Annotated in this window: 19 protein-coding genes and 1 pseudogene; 14 read left to right on the forward strand and 6 right to left on the reverse strand. The window is 70.9% G+C overall.

The features are described from left to right. The 7 genes and pseudogenes from IC63_RS11575 to IC63_RS11605 form a co-directional block, all read left to right on the forward strand. Window positions 1-459: tripartite tricarboxylate transporter TctB family protein (locus IC63_RS11575; RefSeq protein WP_036720521.1), on the forward strand; the 459-nt coding region annotated here is incomplete at its 5' end. A gap of 13 nt (window positions 460-472) precedes the next feature. Beyond that, a complete protein-coding gene (locus IC63_RS11580) occupies window positions 473-1,972 on the forward strand; it encodes a tripartite tricarboxylate transporter permease (protein ID WP_036720523.1) in 1,500 nt (499 codons plus the stop codon). Window positions 1,973-2,076: 104 nt separating this feature from the next. Next, window positions 2,077-2,826 carry a molybdate ABC transporter substrate-binding protein gene (gene modA / locus IC63_RS11585; RefSeq protein WP_036720524.1) on the forward strand — a complete coding sequence of 250 codons (750 nt, stop codon included), beginning with the start codon at window positions 2,077-2,079 and terminating at the stop codon, window positions 2,824-2,826. Window positions 2,827-2,830: 4 nt separating this feature from the next. After that, entirely contained in the window at window positions 2,831-3,529 is a 699-nt protein-coding gene (modB, locus tag IC63_RS11590; RefSeq protein ID WP_036720526.1) for a molybdate ABC transporter permease subunit, read from the forward strand. Beyond that, window positions 3,526-4,611: a molybdenum ABC transporter ATP-binding protein gene (modC, locus tag IC63_RS11595; RefSeq protein WP_036720528.1), complete on the forward strand. Its 1,086-nt coding sequence runs from the start codon at window positions 3,526-3,528 to the stop codon at window positions 4,609-4,611. Before modB ends, modC begins: the two co-directional genes overlap by 4 nt. Window positions 4,612-4,682: 71 nt before the next feature. Beyond that, window positions 4,683-6,125: pseudogene (locus IC63_RS11600) on the forward strand (amidase). Window positions 6,126-6,163: 38 nt separating this feature from the next. Then, complete coding sequence (locus tag IC63_RS11605; protein WP_052042162.1) at window positions 6,164-7,114, forward strand: glycosyltransferase family 8 protein; 951 nt, start codon at window positions 6,164-6,166, stop codon at window positions 7,112-7,114. 68 nt (window positions 7,115-7,182) lie between these two features. Here the strand turns inward: IC63_RS11605 and IC63_RS11610 are convergent, their stop codons facing one another. Continuing rightward, complete coding sequence (locus IC63_RS11610; RefSeq protein WP_036720568.1) at window positions 7,183-7,719, reverse strand: gamma-glutamylcyclotransferase; 537 nt, start codon at window positions 7,717-7,719, stop codon at window positions 7,183-7,185. A 62-nt stretch (window positions 7,720-7,781) separates the two neighbouring features. Between IC63_RS11610 and IC63_RS11615 the strand changes: the two genes are divergently transcribed. Continuing rightward, window positions 7,782-8,798, forward strand: a complete 1,017-nt coding sequence (locus IC63_RS11615) for a DUF2125 domain-containing protein (protein WP_084115792.1) — start codon at window positions 7,782-7,784, stop codon at window positions 8,796-8,798. On the opposite strand, the gene IC63_RS11620 is transcribed toward IC63_RS11615, so the two are convergent. Continuing rightward, window positions 8,795-9,715 (reverse strand): prephenate/arogenate dehydrogenase family protein, encoded by a 921-nt coding sequence (locus IC63_RS11620; RefSeq protein WP_036720533.1) that lies wholly within the window; start codon window positions 9,713-9,715, stop codon window positions 8,795-8,797. The two genes, IC63_RS11615 and IC63_RS11620, sit on opposite strands and share 4 nt — an antisense overlap. Continuing rightward, on the reverse strand, window positions 9,712-10,812 hold the full coding sequence (gene hisC / locus IC63_RS11625) for a histidinol-phosphate transaminase (protein WP_036720535.1): 1,101 nt from the start codon (window positions 10,810-10,812) through the stop codon (window positions 9,712-9,714). The genes IC63_RS11620 and hisC overlap by 4 nt, the downstream gene beginning before the upstream one ends. Window positions 10,813-10,996: 184 nt before the next feature. On the opposite strand from hisC, the gene queA reads away from it, so the two are divergent. The 5 genes from queA (at window position 10,997) to IC63_RS11650 (ending at window position 16,532) form a co-directional block, all read left to right on the forward strand. Next, window positions 10,997-12,058, forward strand: a complete 1,062-nt coding sequence (gene queA, locus IC63_RS11630; protein ID WP_036720537.1) for a tRNA preQ1(34) S-adenosylmethionine ribosyltransferase-isomerase QueA — start codon at window positions 10,997-10,999, stop codon at window positions 12,056-12,058. Beyond that, the gene (locus tag IC63_RS11635; protein ID WP_036720541.1) at window positions 12,052-13,308 is read left to right on the forward strand and encodes an MFS transporter; all 1,257 of its coding nucleotides are present in this window, start codon (window positions 12,052-12,054) and stop codon (window positions 13,306-13,308) included. The genes queA and IC63_RS11635 overlap by 7 nt, the downstream gene beginning before the upstream one ends. Further along, window positions 13,305-13,892 (forward strand): DUF924 family protein, encoded by a 588-nt coding sequence (locus IC63_RS11640; protein WP_036720544.1) that lies wholly within the window; start codon window positions 13,305-13,307, stop codon window positions 13,890-13,892. The genes IC63_RS11635 and IC63_RS11640 overlap by 4 nt, the downstream gene beginning before the upstream one ends. Before the next feature lie 47 nt (window positions 13,893-13,939). Continuing rightward, window positions 13,940-15,331 carry a dihydrolipoyl dehydrogenase gene (gene lpdA / locus IC63_RS11645; RefSeq protein WP_036720546.1) on the forward strand — a complete coding sequence of 464 codons (1,392 nt, stop codon included), beginning with the start codon at window positions 13,940-13,942 and terminating at the stop codon, window positions 15,329-15,331. 229 nt (window positions 15,332-15,560) lie between these two features. After that, window positions 15,561-16,532: an AraC family transcriptional regulator gene (locus IC63_RS11650; protein WP_156965455.1), complete on the forward strand. Its 972-nt coding sequence runs from the start codon at window positions 15,561-15,563 to the stop codon at window positions 16,530-16,532. A gap of 683 nt (window positions 16,533-17,215) precedes the next feature. Here IC63_RS11650 and IC63_RS11655 read toward each other — a convergent pair. From IC63_RS11655 to IC63_RS17520, 3 genes are all read right to left on the reverse strand, one after another. Beyond that, a complete protein-coding gene (locus tag IC63_RS11655; RefSeq protein ID WP_052042166.1) occupies window positions 17,216-18,037 on the reverse strand; it encodes an RlmE family RNA methyltransferase in 822 nt (273 codons plus the stop codon). Further along, window positions 18,037-19,161, reverse strand: coding sequence for a Ppx/GppA phosphatase family protein (locus IC63_RS11660; RefSeq protein WP_036720548.1), 1,125 nt, complete (start codon window positions 19,159-19,161; stop codon window positions 18,037-18,039). Before IC63_RS11660 ends, IC63_RS11655 begins: the two co-directional genes overlap by 1 nt. A gap of 150 nt (window positions 19,162-19,311) precedes the next feature. Continuing rightward, on the reverse strand, window positions 19,312-20,481 hold the full coding sequence (locus tag IC63_RS17520; RefSeq protein ID WP_084115794.1) for a Hint domain-containing protein: 1,170 nt from the start codon (window positions 20,479-20,481) through the stop codon (window positions 19,312-19,314). A gap of 367 nt (window positions 20,482-20,848) precedes the next feature. On the opposite strand from IC63_RS17520, the gene IC63_RS18500 reads away from it, so the two are divergent. Next, entirely contained in the window at window positions 20,849-21,019 is a 171-nt protein-coding gene (locus IC63_RS18500; protein ID WP_198026309.1) for a hypothetical protein, read from the forward strand. Window positions 21,020-21,021: the final 2 nt, after the last annotated feature.

Consider the following 21,021-nt stretch of genomic DNA (forward strand, 5'->3'; position numbering starts at 1 on the left):
GGTCAGCGCGGCCTGCACCGGCCTACCGCCATCATCGGGATCGGACTTTTCGCCATCGCCGCGCTGACCTGGTTCGACGCCCGGTCGATGACCATCGCCTCGAATTACGGCGTGGGCGCGGATGCGGCGTCCTATTTCGTGGCGGCGTTCCTTGCCATCCTCGGCGCCGGGCACTTGGCCGCGGCGCTGCGGCCGGGACTGCAGGCCGACGAGGCCGACTGGGGCGCCGTCGCCTGGATCCTGCTGGCGCTGGTCGGGCTGTCGGGGTCGATCTGGCTGGGGCTGGGCTTCATCCTGGGCTCGACGCTGCTGTTTGCCTTCACCGCCCGCGCCTTTGGCCGCCGCGCGCTGCTGGCCGACCTCGTCATCGGGCTGGTGATCGCCACGTTGATCTTTCTGATGTTCAACAAGCTGCTGAAGCTGGCGCTGCCAATGGGCCCGCTGGAACGGCTTTTCTGAGGGGCGCGCGGTCATGGAAGCGCTGATCCAGTTGATGAACGGCTTCGGCACCGCGCTGGCGCCGATGAACCTGGCCTTCGCCGCCATCGGCGTGATGCTGGGCACCGCGGTGGGCGTCCTGCCCGGCATCGGCCCGGCGCTGACCGTGGCGCTGCTGCTGCCGGTGACCTTCAAGATGGACCCCGGCGGCTCGCTCATCATGTTTGCGGGCATCTATTACGGCGGCATGTATGGCGGCTCGACCACCGCAATCCTGCTGAACACGCCGGGAGAGGCCGCGTCCGTCGTCACCGCGCTGGAGGGCAACCAGATGGCCCGCAGGGGCCGCGGCGGGCCGGCGCTGGCCACCGCCGCGATCGGGTCCTTCGTGGCGGCGCTGATCGCCACCATCGGGCTCGCGTTCCTCGCCCCGATCCTCGTCAAGGTCGCGGTCAAGTTCGGGCCGTGGGACTATTTCGGGCTGATGCTGATCGCCTTCGTCACCGTGTCCGCGACCTTCGGCAACTCGCCCCTGCGCGGGCTGACCAGCCTGGCGCTCGGGCTGTGGCTGGGGCTGATCGGGATCGACCAGCTTACCGGGCAGACGCGGCTGGCCTTCGGGGTGCCGAACCTGTTCGACGGGATCGAGGTCACCACGCTGGCCGTCGGCCTGTTCGCCATCGGCGAGGCGCTGCACGTCGCCTCGCGCCACGCCTATGCGCCGGAAAAGCCGATGGCGATTTCGGGGTCGATGTGGATGAGCCGGGCCGACTGGGCGCGGTCGTGGAAGCCCTGGCTGCGCGGCGCGGCCTTCGGCTTTCCGATCGGCGCCCTGCCCGCCGGCGGGGCCGAGATCCCGACTTTCCTCAGCTACACGACCGAGCGCAAGCTGTCCAAGCACCCCGAGGAGTTCGGCCACGGCGCCATCGAGGGCGTCGCCGGCCCCGAGGCCGCCAACAACGCCAGCGCCGCGGGCTCGCTGGTGCCGCTGCTGACGCTCGGGCTGCCGACCTCGGCCACCGCGGCGGTCATGCTGGCCGGGTTCCAGCAATACAACATCCAGCCCGGCCCGCTGCTGTTCGCCACCCATGCGCCGCTGGTCTGGGGGCTGATCGCGTCGCTGTTCATCGCCAACGTCATGCTGCTGGTGCTGAACCTGCCGCTGGTTGGGCTGTGGGTGCAGCTGCTCAAGATCCCGCTGCCGTGGCTGTATGCCGGCATCCTCGTCTTTGCGACGATGGGGACCATCGCAGCCAACCCCTCGGTGATCGAGCTGCTGCTGCTGTCGGGCTTTGGCGTGCTGGGATTCCTGATGCGACGCTATGACTATCCGGTGGCGCCGGTGATCGTGGGGCTGATCCTGGGGCCGATGGCCGACAACCAGTTCCGCCGCGCGCTGCAGATCAGCCAGGGCGATCCGATGGTGTTCCTGCAGCACCCCGGATCGGCGGTGATGATCGGGCTGGCGACGCTGGCCCTGGTTGCGCCGTTCCTGTTCCGGGGGCTGGCTCGGTTCCGGCAGGACGAGGACTGAGCCACAGCCCTTGGGCGCAGGCTCGTTATCACGGGTCGGCGATAACGCTTGCCCCGGCCGCCGGGTTGGTTATGTTCGACGCGACATAACCAGAGGGCCTCCCCATGCGCCTGCTTCCCCTGATCACCTTTGCCGTGCTGCCCGCCATCGCCGCGGCCGAGGATGTGACCCTCTTCGCCGCAGCCTCGATGAAGACCGCGCTGGACCCCATCGCCGCCCAATTCCAGGCCGCGACCGGCCATCAGGTCGCGATCAGCTATGCGGGGTCGAACACGCTGGCCCAGCAGATCATGAACGGGGCGCCCGCCGACATCTTCATCTCGGCCTCGCCGCAATGGATGGACGAGGTCGAGAAGGCCGGCCAGATCGCCCCCGGCACCCGCACCGACCTGCTGGGCAACCGTCTGGTGCTGGTGGCCCATGACGCCGCGGCGGCCAGGGTCGAACTGGGGCCGGAAACGGACCTGACGGCGATGCTGGACGGCGGCAAGCTGGCGATGGCGTTGGTCGATTCCGTGCCCGCCGGGCAGTACGGCAAAGCGGCGCTGACCAGCCTCGGGCTGTGGGACGTGGTGGCCCCCCACGTCGCGCAGGCCGACAACGTCCGCGCCGCGCTGGCGCTGGTGTCCTCGGGCGAGGCGCCGCTGGGGATCGTCTATGCGACCGACGCCGCGGCCGATCCGACCGTCCATGTCATCGGCAGCTTCCCCGAGACCAGCCACGATCCGATCGTCTATCCCGCCGCGCGGCTGGCCCACGGCACCGACCCGGCCGACGCGGCGTTCCTCGCCGCGCTCGACGCCCCCGCCGCGGACGAGCTGTTCCGCGCGCAGGGCTTCGTCGTGCTCGACTGAGCCGATGCCTGCCTGGCTGTCGCCCGAGGAATGGACCGCGCTGCGCCTGTCGCTGCGGGTGGCGCTGTGGGCGACGATCCTCAGCCTGCCGCTGGCGCTGCTGGTGGCGCAGGCGCTGGCGCGCTGGCGCTTTCCCGGCAAGGGGTTGCTGAACGGGCTGGTCCACCTGCCGCTGGTGCTGCCCCCGGTCGTCACCGGGTATGTCCTGCTGCTGAGCTTTGGCCGCCGCGGCTGGATCGGGCAGTTTCTCGACCAGTGGTTCGGCATCGTGCTGGCCTTTCGCTGGACCGGCGCGGTGCTGGCCGCCGCGGTCATGGCGTTTCCGCTGATGGTCCGCGCGATCCGGCTGTCGATCGAGGCGGTCGATCCGCGGCTGGAACAGGCCGCGGGCAGCCTCGGCGCCTCGGCGCCGTGGGTGTGGGCCACCGTGACCCTGCCGCTGATCCTGCCCGGCGTCATCGCCGGCGCGGTGCTGGCCTTCGCCAAGGCGATGGGAGAGTTCGGCGCCACCATCACCTTCGTGTCGAACATCCCCGGCCAGACCCAGACCCTGCCCTCGGCGATCTACAGCTTCCTGCAGGTGCCGGGGGGCGAGGCCTCGGCGGCGCGGCTGGCGATCATCTCGGTCGGGGTGGCGATGACGGCGCTGATCCTGTCGGAGTGGCTGGCCCGCAAGGCCGCCCGCCGGGTGGCCGGCCAGTGACCCTGTCGGTCCGCCTGCGCCACGACTTTGCCGGCTTCGCCCTCGACGTGGCGTTCGAGGCGCCGCCCGGCGTCACCGTGCTGTTCGGCCCCTCGGGATCGGGCAAGTCCACCGTGCTGAACGCCGTCGCCGGGCTGCTACGGCCCGATCACGGCCGCATCGTCGTGGCCGGCGAGGTGCTGAGCGATACCGCCCGCGGCGTCTTTCTGCCGCCGCATCACCGCCGCCTCGGGGTGATTTTTCAGGACGGCCGCCTGTTCCCGCATCTGAGCGTGCGGCAGAACCTGCGCTATGGCCGCTGGTTCGCCCCCCGAACGGCCCGCCCCGCGCGCGAGGCGGTGGTGGTCGAGATGCTGGGCATCGGCGCGCTGCTGGACCGGCGGCCGGCGACGCTGTCGGGCGGCGAACGCCAGCGCGTCGCCATCGGCCGGGCGCTGATGGCCGGGCCGGGACTGATCCTCGCCGACGAGCCGCTTTCGGCGCTGGACGATGACCGCAAGGCTGAAATCCTGCCCTATCTGGAACGGCTGCGGGACGAGTTGCAGGTGCCGATGCTGTATGTCAGCCACGCCATGCCCGAGGTCGCCCGCATCGCCACCACCGTCGCGCTGCTGGACAGGGGCCGGCTGATCCGCCTTGGCCCGGCGGCCGAGGTGCTGTCCGACCCCGCCTTTGCCGGCCGTGGGCGCGAGGCCGGGGCGCTGATCCTCGCCACCGTGACCGCGCACCACCCCGACGGGGTGACCGAGTTGTCCGCGGGCGGCCTGCCGCTGTTCCTGCCGACGCTGCCCGCCGCGCCCGGCGACCGGCTGCGCCTGCGCATCGCCGCGGCCGACGTGATGCTGGCGCAGGGGGTGCCGCAGGGGCTGTCGGCGCTGAACCTTCTACCCGGGACGGTGGACGGCGTTCACCCCCAGGGCGACGCGGTGCTGGTGCGGCTGGCGACGCCTGCGGGCGCGGTGCTGTCGCGGATCACCCGCCGATCAGCCGCGCAGCTGGGCGTCCGCCCCGGCGCGGCGCTGACCGCGATCGTCAAGTCGCTGTCCCACGCCCCGCAGGACGTCGGCACGCCCTTGCACTGACGCGCGTCTTGACTTGCCGCGCGAGCCGGCCGTGACTGGCCCGACGCAACCGCCCTCGCCGGAGTCTCCTCATGTCGCTGACCGATCTGGGCGCCCACGATCTGGCCGGGCTGATCGCCGCGCGGCAGGTCTCGTCGGTCGAGATCTGCACGGCCTTCCTCGACCGCATCGAGGCGGTGAACCCTTCGCTGAACGCGCTGGTCAGCCTGCGCCCGCGCGCCGCGGTGCTGGCCGACGCCGCCGCCGCCGATGCCGAGATCTCGGCGACCGGCCCTTGCGGCCCGCTGCACGGGCTGCCGATGGCGCCCAAGGACCTGGCCGCGACAGCCGGGCTGCGGACGACCTGGGGGTCCACGATCCACCGGGACCACGTGCCCGACGCCGACGGGCTGATGGCCGCCCGGCTGCGTGCCGCCGGGGCGATCTTCGTCGGCAAGTCGAACACCCCGGAATTCGGCCTGGGCTCGCACAGCTTCAACGAGGTCTTCGGCACCACCCTGAACCCCTGGGACCGCGCGCGCAGCGCCGGCGGGTCCTCGGGCGGCGCGGCGGTGGCGCTGGCGGCTCGGATGCTGCCGGTCGCCGACGGGTCCGACATGATGGGCAGCCTGCGCAACCCCGCGGCGTGGAACGGCGTCTACGGCTTCCGTCCCAGCTGAGGCCTGGTGCCGCTGGACGCGCCCGGCGACCGCTTCATGGCGACGCTGTTGACAGAGGGGCCGATGGGCCGCAGCGTCCGCGACCTGGCGCTGCTCTTGGACGTGATGGCGGGGGAAGCCGCCGACATCCCCTTTGGCCGCCCCGCGCAGGGCTATGCCGCGGCGCTGGACCAACCGCCCGAGCCGCTGCGGATCGGCTGGCTGGGCGACTGGGGCGGGGCCTGGGCGATCGAGGACGGCATCCTGCCGCTGTGCGAGCAGGCGTTCCGCAATATGGAACGCGAGTTGGGCGTGACCGTCGTTCCACTGCCGCCGCCGATGCCAGCGGAGGATCTGTGGCAGTCGTGGATGACGCTGCGGGCGTTCCTGAACGCCAACGGTCGGGCGGCGCTTTATGCCAATCCCGACATGCGGGCCCAGCTGAAACCCGAGATGATCTGGGAAATCGAGCAAGGCCGCGACCTGACCACCGCCGCGCTGCACGAGGCGAGCCTGATCCGCACCCGCTGGTATGCCCGGCTTGCCCGCCTGTTCCGCGATGTGGACCTGATCGCGCTGCCTGCGGCTCAGGTCTGGCCCTTCGACGCGACGCTGCGCTGGCCGGATCGGATCAACGGGCGCGCGATGGACAGCTATCACCGCTGGATGGAGGTCGCGGTGCCCCCCGCCCTCGCCGGGCTGCCGACCGTGGCGGTGCCGGTCGGGTTTGGCGGGCCGGGCGGTGGGCCGAGGGGTGGGCTGCCGATGGGGATGCAGCTCGCCGGGCCGGTCGGCGCCGATGCCCGGGTGCTGCGCTTCGCCCACGCATGGAACGGGGTGGAAACCGTGTCGCGGACCATGCCGCCGCTGGGCTGAGCTTGCCTTTGCCCGCCGCGGGTGGGAAGGCTGCGGCCATGACTGCCACCCTGTCCCCGGGCTTTCGCCAAGGATTCGACGGCGCCGTGATCGTCGCCTGCGACGCCAACTACCTGCCCTATGCCGGGGTTGCGGCCGCGCAACTCGCCGCGGTGCCGGGGCGGGGCTATGACGTGCTGATCGGCTCTCCGGACCCGCTGGACCTGCCCGAGGCGCTCGCCGCGCAGGGCATCTGCCATGTCGCGGCGCGCAACCCGGCGCTGGAAACGGCGCTGCCGCTGGACGCGCGGCGGTCGCTGGCGACCTACATGGAGATCTTCCTGGGCGCGGCGCTGCACGGGCGCTGGCGGCGCATCCTGGTGCTCGACTCCGACATCCTGCTGGAACGCGGCGATCCCTCGGGGCTGCTTTGCGCAGACATGCGCGGCCGCGCCGTCGCCGCGGTGCGCGACAATCGCCAGTGGCGCAACCCGGGCAAGCGCACCCCCGATCACGTCCGGCTCGGCCGCCCCTCGGCCCCCTATTTCAACGCCGGTGTGGTGATGATCGACACCCAAGCCTGGGCCGCGCAGGACATGCCTGCCCGCTGCGCCGAATTTGCCCGCACGCGGCTGGCCGGAGTGGGCCGCGATCAGGCGCTCATCAACGGGGTGCTGAACGGCGACTGGACCGAGATGAGCCCGCTATGGAACTGGCAGTTCACCTGGGCCTCGGCGCATCTGACGGCGATGGCCGATCCCTGCCTGGTCCACTTCATCGGCCCGGAAAAGCCGTGGCTGGACCGCTCGGCCGGGATCGTCCCGATGCGCTATCGTGCCGCCTATGCCGGGCTGGCCGGCGATCAGGCGGCGGCCGGTCTGACCCGCCGCGTCTGGCCCGACCGCCGCGGGCTGGCGCGGGCGCTGCTGCGCCAGTGGCGCGCGGCCGGGCCGATGCTGGACTACCTTGCGCGCTTTCCCGACGAATACGCGCTGATCGACCCGCGTTAGGGCCGTATGCACGGGCAGTCAGCCCCGCAGGCCGCCAGCCGCGCAGGCCCTTGGGACCCGGAGGAATTTCAGGCCCGCAGCGCCCGCACCCGCGCGGCCAGCGCCGCCAGACCATCGTCCGGGATCCCCAGCTCAGCCAGATGAGCCACGGTGTTGTACAGGTAGTCGGCGTTCGGCCCGCGCCCGCCGGCAGCCCCGGCGATGATCTCGGCCTGCGCCTCGGGCGCCAGTTCGCCGCAATACTGCACGTGGTCCTTGCGCATCACATAGGCCAGCGCCTCGACCCGCCGCCCGTCCGCCAGGGCGAGCGGAAGCTGCGTCTCGCGATAGGCCTCTGTCACCATCTCGCGGGCGCGGATGCGGGCCGAGACCTCGGGCCACAGCCGATCCTCGACCCGCAGCGCGAGGCCGGTGCAGACATGGCCCGGCCATTCCTCGAGCCCCAGCACCAGGCCCGGACGTTCGACCGTCCCGCGGTGGCACAGCGACCGCAGGCAGAAGCTGCGCCGCCAGCCATCGGCCTGGGCGATGACCTGTTCGGCCACGGGGAATTCGGGGGCCCACATCAGCGAGCCGTAACCGAACACCCAGAACCCCTCATCCATCGCTTGCCCTTTCATTCCCGCGCAGGTTAGGCCGGACGCGGGAAACTGCAAGGCGGTGCGCGATGCGGACGTTGTTCATCCTGATCCTGCTGATCGCCGGGTCGCTGGCCGCCGCCTGGCTGGGCGGGGAAACCTGGCTGGCGCGCGAGGCGGCGCGCCGGATCGAGGCCGACCCCCGCATCGAAAGCGCCGCCGTGACGCCCCTGCGCGAGATCGACCGCGTCGGGCTGCGCCTGGCCGAGGTCGGGGTCGAGACGCCGCAGGGGACGGCGCAGCTGCCGGCGCTGGACCTGTGGGCGGCGCCGACCTCGCCCAACGAATTCCACGCGGCGCTGCCGCCGCAGATGACGGTGCCGCTGGGCGGGCAGCCGCGCCAGGTCGCGGCGCAGAACGCGGTCCTGACCCTGCGCGTGTCGCCCGGCAACGACATGGCGATCAGCCGGGCGGCGGCGGCCAGCGGGGCGGTCACGGTGGACGGCACGGCGTTGCTGACCGCGCTGGATCTGGACGCGCGGCTGGCGCCGATGGGCGCGGACGCGCCACGTGCCGCGCGGGCCAGCTATGTGCTAAGCGGGCGGGCCGAGGGGCTGACGCCGGGCGGCGTGATCGCCATGCCCCCAGCCATCGCCGAGGCCGGCGCGATGTCGGCCGAGGGGACCGGCCGGGTCTATCTGACCGCGCCGCTGCAGCCCGAGCAGGCTCAGCGGCCGCAGGTCGTGGGCCTCGCCTCGGACGGGGTCACGCTGCGGCTGGGCGACCGCACGGCGCGGCTGACCGGCCACCTCGCCGCCGACGGCGAGGGCCGGGCGCAGGGGGCGGTCTTCGTCTACACCGCCGACCCGCGCGGCTGGCTGGACCTCGCCGCCGCGGCCGGGGCGATCCCGCAGACAGGGGTAACGCTGGTCGAGACCACGCTGGGTGCGGCCGCGGCGCTGCAGCCGGACCTGCCCCCCGGCACCCCTGTCCCGCCCGAACCGGCCAAGGGCGAATTGCGGATCCCGCTGATCTTCCGGGACGGGCAGAGCTTTCTGGGACCCGTCCCGCTGGGCACGGCGCCGCTGCTGCCGAGCCTGCGCTAGTCGGCCTTGGCGCTGCGCCCGAAGTCGGGCGCGGCGGTGTCCTGCCCGGCCTCGATGATGCCGCGGCGGATGGCGCGGGTGCGGGTGAAGTAATCGTGCAGATGCTGGCCGTCGCCCATGCGGATGGCGCGCTGCAGGACGAACAGCTCCTCGGCGAAGCGGCCGAGGATATCCAGCGTCGCCTCCTTGTTGTGCAGGAACACGTCGCGCCACATCGTCGGGTCCGAGGCCGCGATGCGGGTGAAGTCGCGGAAACCGGCCGCGGAATAGCGGATCACCTCGGATTCCGTGACCCGCCGCAGGTGGTCCGCGACGCCGACCATCGTGTAGGCGATGAGGTGCGGCGCGTGGCTGGTGACGGCGAGCACGAGGTCGTGGTGCGGCGGTTCCATCGTGTCGACATTGGCGCCCATCGCGCGGATCAGCGATTCCAGCCGGTCCAGCGCCGCCGGGTCGGTATCGGGCAGCGGGGTCAGCAGCCACCAGCGGTTCCGGAACAGCGTGGCAAAGCCCGAACGGGGGCCCGAATGTTCTGTCCCGGCCAGAGGGTGGCCGGGGATGAAATGCACGCCCGCCGGCACATGCGGGGCGACCGCGTCGATGACCGCCTGCTTGACCGAGCCGACATCGGTCAGGATCGCCCCCGGCGCGAGATGCGGCGCGATCTCGGCCGCGACTTCGGCCATTGCGCCCACGGGGACGGCCAGCACGACCAGATCGGCGTCGCGCACGGCCTCGGCCGCCGTCTCGGTCACCTCGTCGACCAGCCCGATCTCGGCCGCCGTCTCGCGCGTCGCGGCGGATCGCGCGTGGCCCGAGATGCGCTCGGCCAGACCCTGTTCGCGCATCGCATGGGCCATCGAGCCGGCGATCAGCCCCAGCCCGATCAGGGCGACCTTCTGGAACGGCGGGGTCATGTCGCGTCTCCTCGCCCGGCCATGAACTGGCCGATCACATGGGCGACGCGGCGGCACGAGGCCTCGTCGCCGATGGTGATCCGCAGGCAATGCGGCAGGCCATAGCTGGCGACGCGGCGGACGATGATGCCGTCCGCCTTCAGCGCCGCGTCGCAGGCCTCCGCGGTCGTGGCATCGGCAAAGCGGGCGAGGATGAAGTTCGCGCACGAGCTGTCCGAGGGCACGCCGCGCTCGGCCAGCGCCGTCGCCAGCCAGCCGCGCAGCCGGGCGTTCTCGGTCCGCGCGTGCTCGGCATGGGCGCGGTCGCGGATCGCCGCCTCGGCACCCTCCAGCGCGACGTTCGACAGGTTGAACGGGCCGCGGATGCGGTTCAGCACGTCGATGACCGGGCGCGGGCCATAACCCCAGCCGACCCGCAGCCCGCCCAGGCCGTAGAGCTTGGAAAACGTCCGTGTCATCACCACGTTGGGCAGCCGCGTCGCCAGCTCGGCCCCGCCGTCATAGTCTCCGCCGACATATTCCGCGTAGGCCGCATCGATCACCAGGATCGCCTGCGGCACGGCGCGGGCGAGCCGTTCCAGTTCCGACAGGTCCACCATCGTCCCGGTCGGGTTGTTGGGGTTGGCCACGAAGATCAGCCGCGTCGCCGGCGTGGCCGCGGCGATCAGCGCATCGATGTCGGTGGTGCGTTCCCGTTCTCGCGCCTCGACCGGGGTGGCGCCGGCGGCCATGGCGCTGATCCGGTACATGAGGAACCCGTGCTCGGTGAACAGCACCTCGGTCCCCGGCCCGGCATAGGCCTGGCACAGGAAGTGGATGATCTCGTCCGACCCGACGCCGCAGATGATCCGGTCGAGGTCCAGCCCGTGCACCTCGGCGATGGCGGCGCGCAGCGCGGCGTGGTCGGTCGAGGGATAGCGGTGCATCTGGTGGGCGGCGCGGGCCACCGCCTCGCGCGCCTTGTCGGAGGGGCCGAAGGGGTTTTCGTTCGACGACAGCTTCAGCACGTCGCTGCGCCCGGACAGGGTCGAGCTGCCGGCCTCGTAAAGCGCGATCTCCATGATGCCCGGCTGGGGGGCGATGGCGGGAAGGGTCATGGGCGGTCCTCGGCTGCTCGCCCCGTTCCTTAGTCAGAGCGGCCCGGCTTGGAAAGGCTGCACGTCGCGGCGGGGGGCCGCAATCGCAGGCCGCGCTGGAGCGTCGTGCAGGTCGCGCCAACGTGACCGCGACGGCCCGGCCGCGCCTGCTTGACCCGGCCGCGCGCCGCGCCGACAAGGCCCCATGCGCCTGTCCGATTTCGATTTTCACCTGCCCGAGGGGCTGATCGCCACCCGTCCGGCCCGCCCGCGCAGCGCGGCGCGGCTGCTGGTGGCGCAGTCGGACAGGATCGCCGACGCGCATGTCCGCGACCTGCCCCGCTTTCTGCGCCCCGGCGACCTGCTGGTGTTGAACGACACCCGCGTGATCCCGGCCCGGCTGGCCGGCACCCGTACCCGCGCCACGCCGCAGGGCGACGCGGTGGCGAAGATCGAGGTGACGCTGACCGAGCCCGCCGCGGGCGGCGACTGGCACGCCCTCGCCCGCCCGCTGCGCAAGCTGAAACCGGGCGAGCGCATCCGCTTTGACGATGCTTTGTCGGCCGAGGTCGTCGCGCTGTCCGAGACCGGCCTGACACTGCGCTTCGACAGCGCCGGACAGGATTTCGACGCGACGCTGGCGCGGGTGGGCGCGATGCCCCTGCCCCCCTATATCGCAGCGCTGCGGGCCCCGGATGACCAGGACCGCACCGATTACCAGACCGTCTGGGCGCGCCATTCCGGCGCCGTCGCCGCGCCGACCGCGAGCCTGCATTTCGACGACGACCTGCTGGCCGCCCTGCGCGGGATGGGGGTCGAGTTCGCCCATGTCACGCTGCATGTCGGCGCCGGCACCTTCCTGCCGGTCAAGACCGACGATGTGAGCCAGCACCGGATGCACGCCGAACGCGGCATCGTCACGCCCGCCGCCGCCGCCGCGATCACCACCGCCCGCGCCGAGGGCCGCCGGGTGATCGCCGTCGGCACCACCGCGCTGCGGTTGATCGAAAGCGCCGCCGGCCCCGACGGGACCGTCCGCCCGTTCGATGGCGAGACCGACATCTTCATCCGGCCCGGCCATGCCTTCCGGGTCACGGACGGGCTGATGACCAATTTCCACCTGCCCAAATCGACCCTGCTGATGCTGGTGTCGGCGCTGATGGGCCGCGACCGCATCCGGGCGATCTATGCCCACGCCGTTAACGAATCATACCGCTTTTTCAGTTATGGCGACGCGTCGCTGTTGCTGCCGGAGGAATCATGCTGAGCGTCCTGCGTTCGACCTGGCCCCTGCTGCTGGGGATCATGCTGCTGATGGTCGGCAACGGCATGCAGGGCACGCTGCTGGGCATCCGCGGCGAGATCGAGGGGATTCCCACCGCCCAGATGTCGATCGTCATGTCGGGCTATTTCGGCGGCTTCGTGCTGGGCAGCCTCGTGGTCCCGAAGCTGATCCAGGGGGTCGGCCATGTCCGGGTCTTCGCGGCGCTCGGATCGTTGATCTCGGCGGTGCTGATCCTCTATGGCGCGGCGCCGAACTGGATCGTCTGGGCGGTGCTGCGGGTGCTGATCGGGTTCTGCTTCTGCGGCGTCTACATCACCGCCGAAAGCTGGATGAACGCCAGCGCCGGGAACGAGACCCGGGGCCGTGCCATGTCGGCCTATTTCATCGTCCAGATGCTGGGGCTCGTGGCCGGGCAGGTGCTGATGAACGTCAGCGACCCGGGCGGCTGGATCCTGTTCGTGATCCCGTCGGTGCTGGTGTCGGTGGCCTTCACCCCGATCCTGCTGGCGCAGGTGCCCGCGCCGCGGTTCGAGACCATCGCCCCGATGAGCATGGCACGGCTGTACCGCGCCTCGCCGCTGGGCTGCGTCGGTATCTTCCTGATCGGCGGGGTGTTCTCGGCCCTGCTGGGGATGGGCGCGGTCTGGGGCGCGCAGATCGGGCTGAACGTGCGCGAGATCTCGGCCTTTGTCGCGGCGATCTGGATCGGCGGGCTGCTGGCGCAATACCCGATCGGCTGGCTGTCAGACCGCTATGACCGGCGGCGGCTGATCGCCGGGCTGTCCGCCTTTGGCACGGTGGTCACGGCCAGCGTGTTCCTGACCGATACGCCGGCCTGGGCGTATCTGGTCGCGGCGGCGCTGCTGGGCGGGGTGGCGAACCCGATCTATGCGCTGCTGATCGCCTATACCAACGACCGGCTGGACACGGCCGACATGGCCGCGGCCTCGGCCGGGCTGCTGCTCATCAATGGCGGCGGGTCGGTCTTTGGCCCGATCCTGACCGGCTGGCTGATGGCGGTGCTGGGGCCGGACGGGTTCTGGGCCTATATCGCCGCGCTGCTGGCCGGGCTGACGGCCTATGCGAGCTGGCGGATGACCCAGCGCGCGGCCCCGGCGCAGGATCAGAACTTCGTCGTCCTGACTCCCACCGCGTCGCCCATCGCCGTCGAGACCGCACTGGCCGAAGCCGGCGACAACCTGTCCACCCCGCCCAAGGACGAGGCCGCATGACCGATCCCGTAACTCCGCTCGAGATCACCCGCTTCTGGCTGGACGAGGTCGGCCCCCAGGGCTGGTACGCCTCGACCGCGGCCCTGGACCAGACCATCCGCGATCGCTTCCTGGCGGCGTGGGAAGACGCCGCGACACTTGCCCCGCTCTGGGCGGCCGAAGGGCCGCAGGGCGCGCTGGCCGCGCTGATCCTGACTGACCAGTTCCCGCGCAACATGTTCCGCGACGATCCCCGCGCCTTCGCCACCGACGCGCTGGCCCTGCGGATCGCGGACCGGGCGATCGCCCAGGGCCACGACCTCGCCACGCCCGAACCCGGGCGGCAGTTCTTCTACATGCCCTTCGAGCATGCCGAGGACCTGGCCGACCAGCGCCGCGCCGTCGCGCTGTTCGCCGAGCGGATGCCCGGCGAAAACCTGCGCCACGCCCGGCTGCACCGTGACACCATCGCCGCCTTCGGCCGCTTTCCGTGGCGCAACGCCGCGCTCGGCCGCCCCAGCACGCCCGAGGAACAGGCGCTGCTGAACGCGGGCGGTTACGGCGCCCTCGTGTCGGGCAAGGTCAGCCTTGCCGACGCGGGATGACCCTGCGATTGTGACCAAACGTCACATGCGATGTTTGGGGGATAACGATGGCGCAGCAATTCGATGTGGTGGTGATCGGTGCCGGACCCGGCGGCTATGTGGCGGCGATCCGCGCGGCCCAGCTTGGCCTGTCGGTCGCCTGCGTCGAACGCGAGCATCTGGGCGGCATCTGTCTCAACTGGGGCTGCATCCCCACCAAGGCGCTGCTGCGCTCGGCCGAGGTGTTCCACATGATGGAACGGGCCAAGGATTACGGGCTCAAGGCCGGCGACGTCGGCTTTGACCTCGACGCCGTGGTGGCGCGGTCGCGCGGGGTCGCCAAGCAGCTGTCGGGCGGCGTGGGCCACCTGCTGAAAAAGAACAAGGTCACCGTCATCATGGGCGAGGCGACGCTGACCGCCCCCGGCAAGCTGTCGGTCAAGACCGACAAGGGCGCCGAAGACCTGACCGCCAAGTCGATCATCCTCGCTACCGGCGCGCGGGCACGCGAACTGCCGGGGCTCGAGGCCGACGGCGAGCTGGTCTGGACCTACAAGCACGCGCTGGTGCCCAAGCGGATGCCGAAGAAGCTGCTGGTCATCGGCTCGGGCGCCATCGGCATCGAGTTCGCGAGCTTCTTCAACACGCTGGGCGCCGACACCACGGTGGTCGAGGTGATGGACCGGGTGCTGCCGGTCGAGGACGCCGAGATCAGCGGGCTGGCGAAAAAGCAGTTCCTCAAGCAGGGCATGAAGATCATGGAGAAGGCGACGGTCAAGAAGCTCGACCGGAAGGGCCAGACCGTGACCGCCCATATCGAGACCGGAGGCAAGACCGAGACCCTTGACTTCGACACGGTGATTTCGGCGGTCGGCATCGTCGGCAATGTCGAGGGGCTGGGGCTGGAAAAGCTGGGCGTCAAGATCGACCGCACCCATGTGGTGACCGACGAGTACTGCAAGACCGGGGTCGAGGGGCTGTACGCCATCGGCGACGTGGCCGGCGCGCCGTGGCTGGCGCACAAGGCCAGCCACGAGGGGGTGATGGTGGCCGAGCTGATCGCCGGCAAGCACGCCCATCCCTGCAAGGCGACCAACATCCCCGGCTGCACCTATTGCCAGCCGCAGGTGGCCTCGGTGGGCCTGACCGAGGAGAAGGCGAAGGCCGCGGGCCACGAGGTCAAGGTCGGCCGCTTCCCCTTCATCGGCAACGGCAAGGCGATCGCGCTGGGCGAGCCCGAGGGGCTGGTCAAGACGGTGTTCGACGCCAAGACCGGCGAGCTTCTGGGCGCGCACATGGTCGGCGCCGAGGTGACCGAGCTGATCCAGGGCTATGTCGTCGGCAAGACCGCCGAGCTGACCGAGGAAGACTTCATGCACACCGTCTTCGCCCACCCGACACTCAGCGAGATGATGCATGAATCGGTGCTGTCGGCCTATGGGCGCGCGATCCATTTCTGACCCGGAGAGCTGATCCCTGCCCCGCCGGGGCCGGTGACGGCGGCAGCGCCCCAGTCGCGTCGGGAACGGCGCTGCGTCGCGGTTTGACGGTCGGACCAGGCTGGCAAGCCAGTTGCAAACGTGTGCCTATCGGCTATTTTTTCCCGATCCCGCGGAACGGTTAACCATTTGTTATGTTTCGGTGAGGAAGCTGGTTGTCAGACACAGAACAGGACCAAAGCCCTCTCCGATGTCCGCAGAAGCGACGCCCCGCCTGGACCCTGGAACCGCTGTCGCGGCGTCGCTGATACGGCCGACCGCGCGGATACCCGAACCCGACCACGCTCCGACCGGGCCGGTGATGACGCCGGCGGCGGCAAACTCGCCCGCCCCCACGGTGCCGCTGCGTCCCTATGCGGGCCGCCCGCAGTTGCCCGATGGCGGGCTGCGGCTGCTGCCCCTCGATGGTTTCCACTGGGGCGGGGGGCCGCGTCCGGGCATGCCGCGCACCGCGCGGGTCCGGGGCGATCACTGCCTAATCCGGGTGACGGCCGGCACGCTGCGGCTGATCATGCCCAGCGGGGCGGTGGATCATGGCGCGGACAGCGTCGTGTTCGTCCCGGCGGGGACCGCCTTCGCGACGCAACCCCTGCCCGGCGCGGCGGGTCAGGTGCTGCTGATGCCGCGGCAGATGGCCGAGCGGCTGGACGTTCCGCTGCCGGCGCGGATGGTGGTCGGCGCGGGGGCGAGCGATGCGTTTTCGGCCGACCTGTCCGCCCTGGCCGCGCGCACCGGCGATACCATCGCCGCCGCGACGGCGGCCTGCCGGGTCGCGCTGATCTCGGCCGAGCTGCAGCGCATGGCCGGCGCGCCGGACACCGGGGCGCCGGCGCGGCCTGGGGGTGAGACCCGGTCGCTGTTCGACTCCTTTACCGAACTGGCCGGCCGCGAACTGGGGCGCGGCCGGACCGTCGCCGATCTCGCGCAGGCGCTGGGCACCTCGACGGCCGGGCTCGACGCCGCCTGCCGGACGCATCTCGGGCGCTCGGCGCTGGATGTGATGTATGACCTGCGTCTGGACCGGGCGCGCGCGCTGCTGGTCGACCCGGCGCAGTCGCTGGCGCAGATCGCGGCTGATCTGGGTTTCACCGGCGTGGCGCATCTGAACCGCGCCTTCATGGCCGCGACCGGCCGAACGGCCGAGGCGTTTCGGCCGGCCTGATGCTTGAAGGGGCGCAGGGCGGTCGGCATCCCCTGCCGGTATTGTGCCGGGGTTACAGACGCTCCTCCGCCCCGAAGCGGCTCGTGCAGCGCCGCCTCGGGGCCGGCATCGACGCGCATCAGCCGCCGGGATGATCCATTCGCCCCGGCGGCCCAGCTTGAGCGGGAAGATCTGGCCGTCGTCGCCGTCTTGAATTCGCCGGCCTCACGGTAAAGCATCGGCGGGTTCCTTTCCCCGGGACCGCGCCGGGGGGGTTTTCCACCCCCGGGCCCGCGCAGCGCTCGGCCCGCCAACGGGTCTCAGCCAATCCGTCAGGCGGCCTCGCCCTGGCTGGAGGCCTTCCGCCTGAGGCCATGACGCGGACGGCCCCCGAGCCGGCCGGTAAATGTCCGCTCTTCAGGGGCCGCCAGAACCTTCCGTCCAGCGCATCGCCTCGTGCAGCCCACCCCGGAGGAGCGGCCGCGTCCGGCCTTGAGGGGGTCAGCGCAGCGCACCACCTCAGAAGGCCCTGCGGGGGAACCGGTGTCGTCCGCTGTTGGCACTCACCACGGCTTTGCGTCCAGCGCATCACCTCATCCAATGCGCACGGCAGCCGGCATGGTCCGCGCGGCCCGGGACATTCCGTGCCCGCCATCTCCTGCCGGCCCGTCCAGCGACCTGCCCTCGCCCGCTCCCGGTCCTATTCAGACCGCCCCGCCGTCGCGGCCTTCCTCGACGTCGTCCGCCCTGTTCTCCGACATTCGGTCCGGCCGGCCGCGAAACCCCATCGCGACGACGAATTTCTCGGACGAATCGGACCGGCTCGCGGGCGGCTTGACGTTGGCGACGGTGGTGAAGTTGCGCTTGAGGATCGCCTGCAGCCCCTGTTCGGCCCCACCCGCCAGCACCTTGGCCACGAAGGTCCCGCCGGGTTCCAGCACGTCAAAGGCGAACTCGGCCGCGGCCTCGACCAGCGCGACGATCCGCAGGTGGTCGGTGCCCTTGTGCCCCGACGCGGCCGCCGCCATGTCCGACATCACCACGTCCGCCGGCCCGCCCAGCCAGGCCTTGACCTGCTCGTCGGCGCCGTCGGCGAGGAAATCCAGCTGGTGGATCTCGGCGCCGGCCAGCGGCGCGACCTCTTGCAGGTCGACCCCCAGCACCGTGCCCGCGGGCTTGCCGGTCTTTTCGCCCAGCGCATTCACCCGCGCGACCGCCACCTGGCACCAGCCGCCCGGCGCGCAGCCCAGATCGACAACCCGCGCGCCGGGCTTGAGAAACCCGTACTTGTCGTCCAGTTCCAGGATCTTGAAGGCCGCGCGGCCGCGATAGCCCTCGCGTTTGGCGCGCGCCACATAAGGGTCGTTCAACTGCCGTTCCAGCCACAGCGTCGAGCTGAGCTTGCGGCCCTTGGCCGTCTTGACCCGCACCCGCAGATCGCGCTGGCCGCGGCCCGAACTGCCCTTGCCGGCCCGGCTCGAGGGTCCCCCTGACCCGCCACCGCCTTTGCCTGCACCGTCAGCCATCACGCGACCCCTCTCAGCCCTTCGGGGGTCAGCACCCCGTCCCGCACCATCTGTGCATATAGCAGGCCCTCGCGCAGCCCGCGATCAGCCACCGACAGCCGGTTCGTCGGCCAGACCCGCATCAGCGTCTGCAGGATCGCCGCCCCCGACATGATGAGCGCGTGCCGTTCGCGGCCGATCCGCGGATCGGCGCGACGCCCGTCGGGGCCGAGGTCGAGGTAGTTGCGGATCACCCGGTCGATCTGCGCCGTGGTCATCGACAGCCCGTCCACCTTGGTGCGGTCATAGCGCTTGAGCCCCAGGTGGCTCGCCGCGACGGTCGTGACCGTCCCCGAGGTGCCGATGATCTGGAACTTGTCGTCGGCCCGCGCGCCGGTCGTGTAGGGCGTGAAGTTTTCCAGCATCTGTTCGAACTGCCAGCTCATCAGCGCGAACCGGGCCGGGTCGTCCTCGACATCGTCGAACTGGTCGCGCAGCGTGGCCACGCCCAGCGGCACGCTGATCCAGTCCACCACGCGCGCCTCGCCCGGACCGGACCGCGCAAAGCTGTCGGCCAGCCGCATGATCGCGCGCGGCCGGTCGGCCGGCTCGACGTCGCGGAGGTCGATCCACACCAGTTCGGTCGAGCCGCCGCCGATATCCACGACCAGCAGCTGTTCGGTGCGCAGGCTGACCAGCGGCGCGCAGGAGATCACCGCCAGCCGCGCCTCTTCCTCGGCGGCGATGATCTCGACTGGCAGGCCGGTTTCGCGCCGGATCATGCGCAGGAAATCGCGGCTGTTGCGGGCGCGGCGGCAGGCCTCGGTCGCGACCAGCCGCATCCGCTGGACGCCGTGGGTTTCCAGCTTGCGCCGGCAGACCTGAAGCGCATGCACCGTCCGCGCCATCGACTGACGGGACAGACGGCCGGACGCTTCCAGGCCGAGCCCAAGCTGGACCGGCTTCGAGAAGCTGTCGATCACCTGGAACTGACTGCCCGTGGGACGGGCGATCAGCATCCGGCAACTGTTGGTGCCCAGATCGAGCGCCGCATACAGCGACGATTCGTCGGGCTGGCGGGTGGCGGACCGCTCGACCGCTGGCCCCGGGAACGCGTCCGCACCCGCGGGACGCTTGGGCGTCATGTCGCAACGCCCTCCGATGTCGTGTTGTCTTGAGTCGTAGTGCCGCGCGGCCCGGTGTTCAACCCCCGCCGCTTTGACATAAGAAAACGGGGCCCCGAAGGGACCCCGTTTCGCTTGGCTCGGATCGGGCCCGACCGGGCCCGGACGGCGTTACTGCAGCGCGACGCCGGCGTGCTGCGCGGCCAGATCGCGGCCCTGACGGCCGGTCAGGAACATCCGCGCACCAGCGGTGTCCGCGCCCTGGGCCAGCTGCGGGAACAGCGCGAGGATTTCGGCGCGGGCGGCTTCGCCGACGCTGCGCAGGGCTTCGGCGCCGACATACAGCGTTTCCGACCGGGCGCCTTCCGCAAAGACCACCTCGTGGCGGTCGAACAGCAGGTGCAGATAGGTGACCTCGGTGACGTCGTCGGCAACCGACACGCCGGCCAGGCCGACCAGGTGCTTGGCGGCGACCAGGACCTCGTCCGCGCCGAACATGCGCTGGGCGATGGCCGAACGGACCAGCATGCGGTGCTGCGGCGACACCATGATGTCACGCTTGGGCAGGCCGTCGCCCAGGGCACCGCGGGCGATGCGGATCGGGCGCAGTTCCGGCGCGGCGGCCAGATCGACGGCGTCCAGCGTCCGCGAACCCACCCAGCGCACCGGCTGCAGCCCGTTGTCGGCGGTTTCCACCAGATCGCCGACGGCGATCTTTTCGACCGGGCGCTGGCCCTTGGCGGTCAGCAGCCGCACGCCTGCGGTGAAGCACGGCACCGGCTCGTGATCGTCGGGCGGGCACCAGTTATAGTCGTTGTCGCGATCCGGGATCGCCTTGCCCAGGGTGATCGACTGGATCGGCTGGTCCAGCAGACCGCCGCTCGACCCGTCCTCGTTCGGGACCAGGAAGGTCCGGCCCAGGTGGTCCTGGATCACGGTGACGGTGGCCTTGCCGGTGGCGCCGTCGGTGTAGGTCACATCGGCGACATACTGCGACACACCGTCAAATTGGAAGCTGTCGACATAATTGACGTCATCGGTGCCGCGAATCGGGACCTCGACCGGCTCGGACGTCTTGAAGGTGTCGTAGTTGCCCCAGAAATTCCCGCCCTCGAACTGGCCGTCACCGTTGCCGTCGCTGGTCACGGTGATGTCCAAGACATTCCCGGCAAGCGCATCGCCCGGTCCGCCGAAGGTGGTGCCGGTCAGCGTGTAGGCAGTTTCCGCGCCCGGAACCCCTTCGTAGCTGTCGATATACTGGTCGTCGTGAACGTCGCCCAGGTAGATCGCCTTGAAGGTCGTGTCGCAAGGCGTCTGCGGGGGGCTTGGATGGAAGGTCATCGATGAGCTCCATAAATAGGACACGGACATCCGCAGACGCGGGACTGCATCTGCGTAACGTCACGGATTAACGACGTGACCGGAAAATGCCCGATCCGGGCGCGGAATAAAAGCCATTTTCTGAGAATCTTTTCCTGTCTTTTCAGTCATGACGGCGAGTTCGCTTGCCGCCTCGACGCGGCCGGCCACCCGCCGTGGTTGTTAACCTGTCGCCGGCCGCATCCGGCGGCCGCTTTCGCCGCCGCCATCCACGCTTTCGCCGGGCCGGTCCGAATCAGCCGGTCCGCGCCCGCGCCCGCTGCCTTGCCTCCGTCCGGGCCCTGACCTACAGAGGCCCCCACCTGCCGCCATCGCCGGAGCCCGCGCCATGATCGTCATCGCCGCCATCGTGCTGGGTGCCCTGATCGGCGATGCCCGCGCCCGCCGCGCCAGGGGCAACCGCAAGGACCGGCTGCAATACGCGGCCGGCCACGCCATCGCGCTGGCCATCCCGGCGCTGTTCGCGACGATCCTGATCGATCGCGCGATGCGGGGGTAAGG

The organism is Paracoccus sphaerophysae, assembly GCF_000763805.1.
Taxonomy (GTDB): Bacteria; Pseudomonadota; Alphaproteobacteria; order Rhodobacterales; family Rhodobacteraceae; genus Paracoccus; species Paracoccus sphaerophysae.

What these genes read in the sequence shown, in the direction of transcription:
- modB (WP_036720526.1), top strand. Translation starts at nt 2,831, where the DNA reads ATGCCTGCCTGGCTGTCGCCCGAGGAATGGACCGCGCTGCGCCTGTCG.
- IC63_RS11615 (WP_084115792.1), top strand. Translation starts at nt 7,782, where the DNA reads ATGCGGACGTTGTTCATCCTGATCCTGCTGATCGCCGGGTCGCTGGCC.
- IC63_RS11640 (WP_036720544.1), top strand. Translation starts at nt 13,305, where the DNA reads ATGACCGATCCCGTAACTCCGCTCGAGATCACCCGCTTCTGGCTGGAC.
- modA (WP_036720524.1), top strand. Translation starts at nt 2,077, where the DNA reads ATGCGCCTGCTTCCCCTGATCACCTTTGCCGTGCTGCCCGCCATCGCC.
- lpdA (WP_036720546.1), top strand. Translation starts at nt 13,940, where the DNA reads ATGGCGCAGCAATTCGATGTGGTGGTGATCGGTGCCGGACCCGGCGGC.
- queA (WP_036720537.1), top strand. Translation starts at nt 10,997, where the DNA reads ATGCGCCTGTCCGATTTCGATTTTCACCTGCCCGAGGGGCTGATCGCC.
- IC63_RS11655 (WP_052042166.1), bottom strand. Translation starts at nt 18,037, where the DNA reads ATGGCTGACGGTGCAGGCAAAGGCGGTGGCGGGTCAGGGGGACCCTCG.
- IC63_RS17520 (WP_084115794.1), bottom strand. Translation starts at nt 20,481, where the DNA reads ATGACCTTCCATCCAAGCCCCCCGCAGACGCCTTGCGACACGACCTTC.
- IC63_RS11635 (WP_036720541.1), top strand. Translation starts at nt 12,052, where the DNA reads ATGCTGAGCGTCCTGCGTTCGACCTGGCCCCTGCTGCTGGGGATCATG.
- IC63_RS11610 (WP_036720568.1), bottom strand. Translation starts at nt 7,719, where the DNA reads ATGGATGAGGGGTTCTGGGTGTTCGGTTACGGCTCGCTGATGTGGGCC.
- IC63_RS11620 (WP_036720533.1), bottom strand. Translation starts at nt 9,715, where the DNA reads ATGACCCCGCCGTTCCAGAAGGTCGCCCTGATCGGGCTGGGGCTGATC.
- IC63_RS18500 (WP_198026309.1), top strand. Translation starts at nt 20,849, where the DNA reads ATGATCGTCATCGCCGCCATCGTGCTGGGTGCCCTGATCGGCGATGCC.
- IC63_RS11650 (WP_156965455.1), top strand. Translation starts at nt 15,561, where the DNA reads ATGTCCGCAGAAGCGACGCCCCGCCTGGACCCTGGAACCGCTGTCGCG.
- IC63_RS11660 (WP_036720548.1), bottom strand. Translation starts at nt 19,161, where the DNA reads ATGACGCCCAAGCGTCCCGCGGGTGCGGACGCGTTCCCGGGGCCAGCG.
- hisC (WP_036720535.1), bottom strand. Translation starts at nt 10,812, where the DNA reads ATGACCCTTCCCGCCATCGCCCCCCAGCCGGGCATCATGGAGATCGCG.
- IC63_RS11580 (WP_036720523.1), top strand. Translation starts at nt 473, where the DNA reads ATGGAAGCGCTGATCCAGTTGATGAACGGCTTCGGCACCGCGCTGGCG.
- IC63_RS11605 (WP_052042162.1), top strand. Translation starts at nt 6,164, where the DNA reads ATGACTGCCACCCTGTCCCCGGGCTTTCGCCAAGGATTCGACGGCGCC.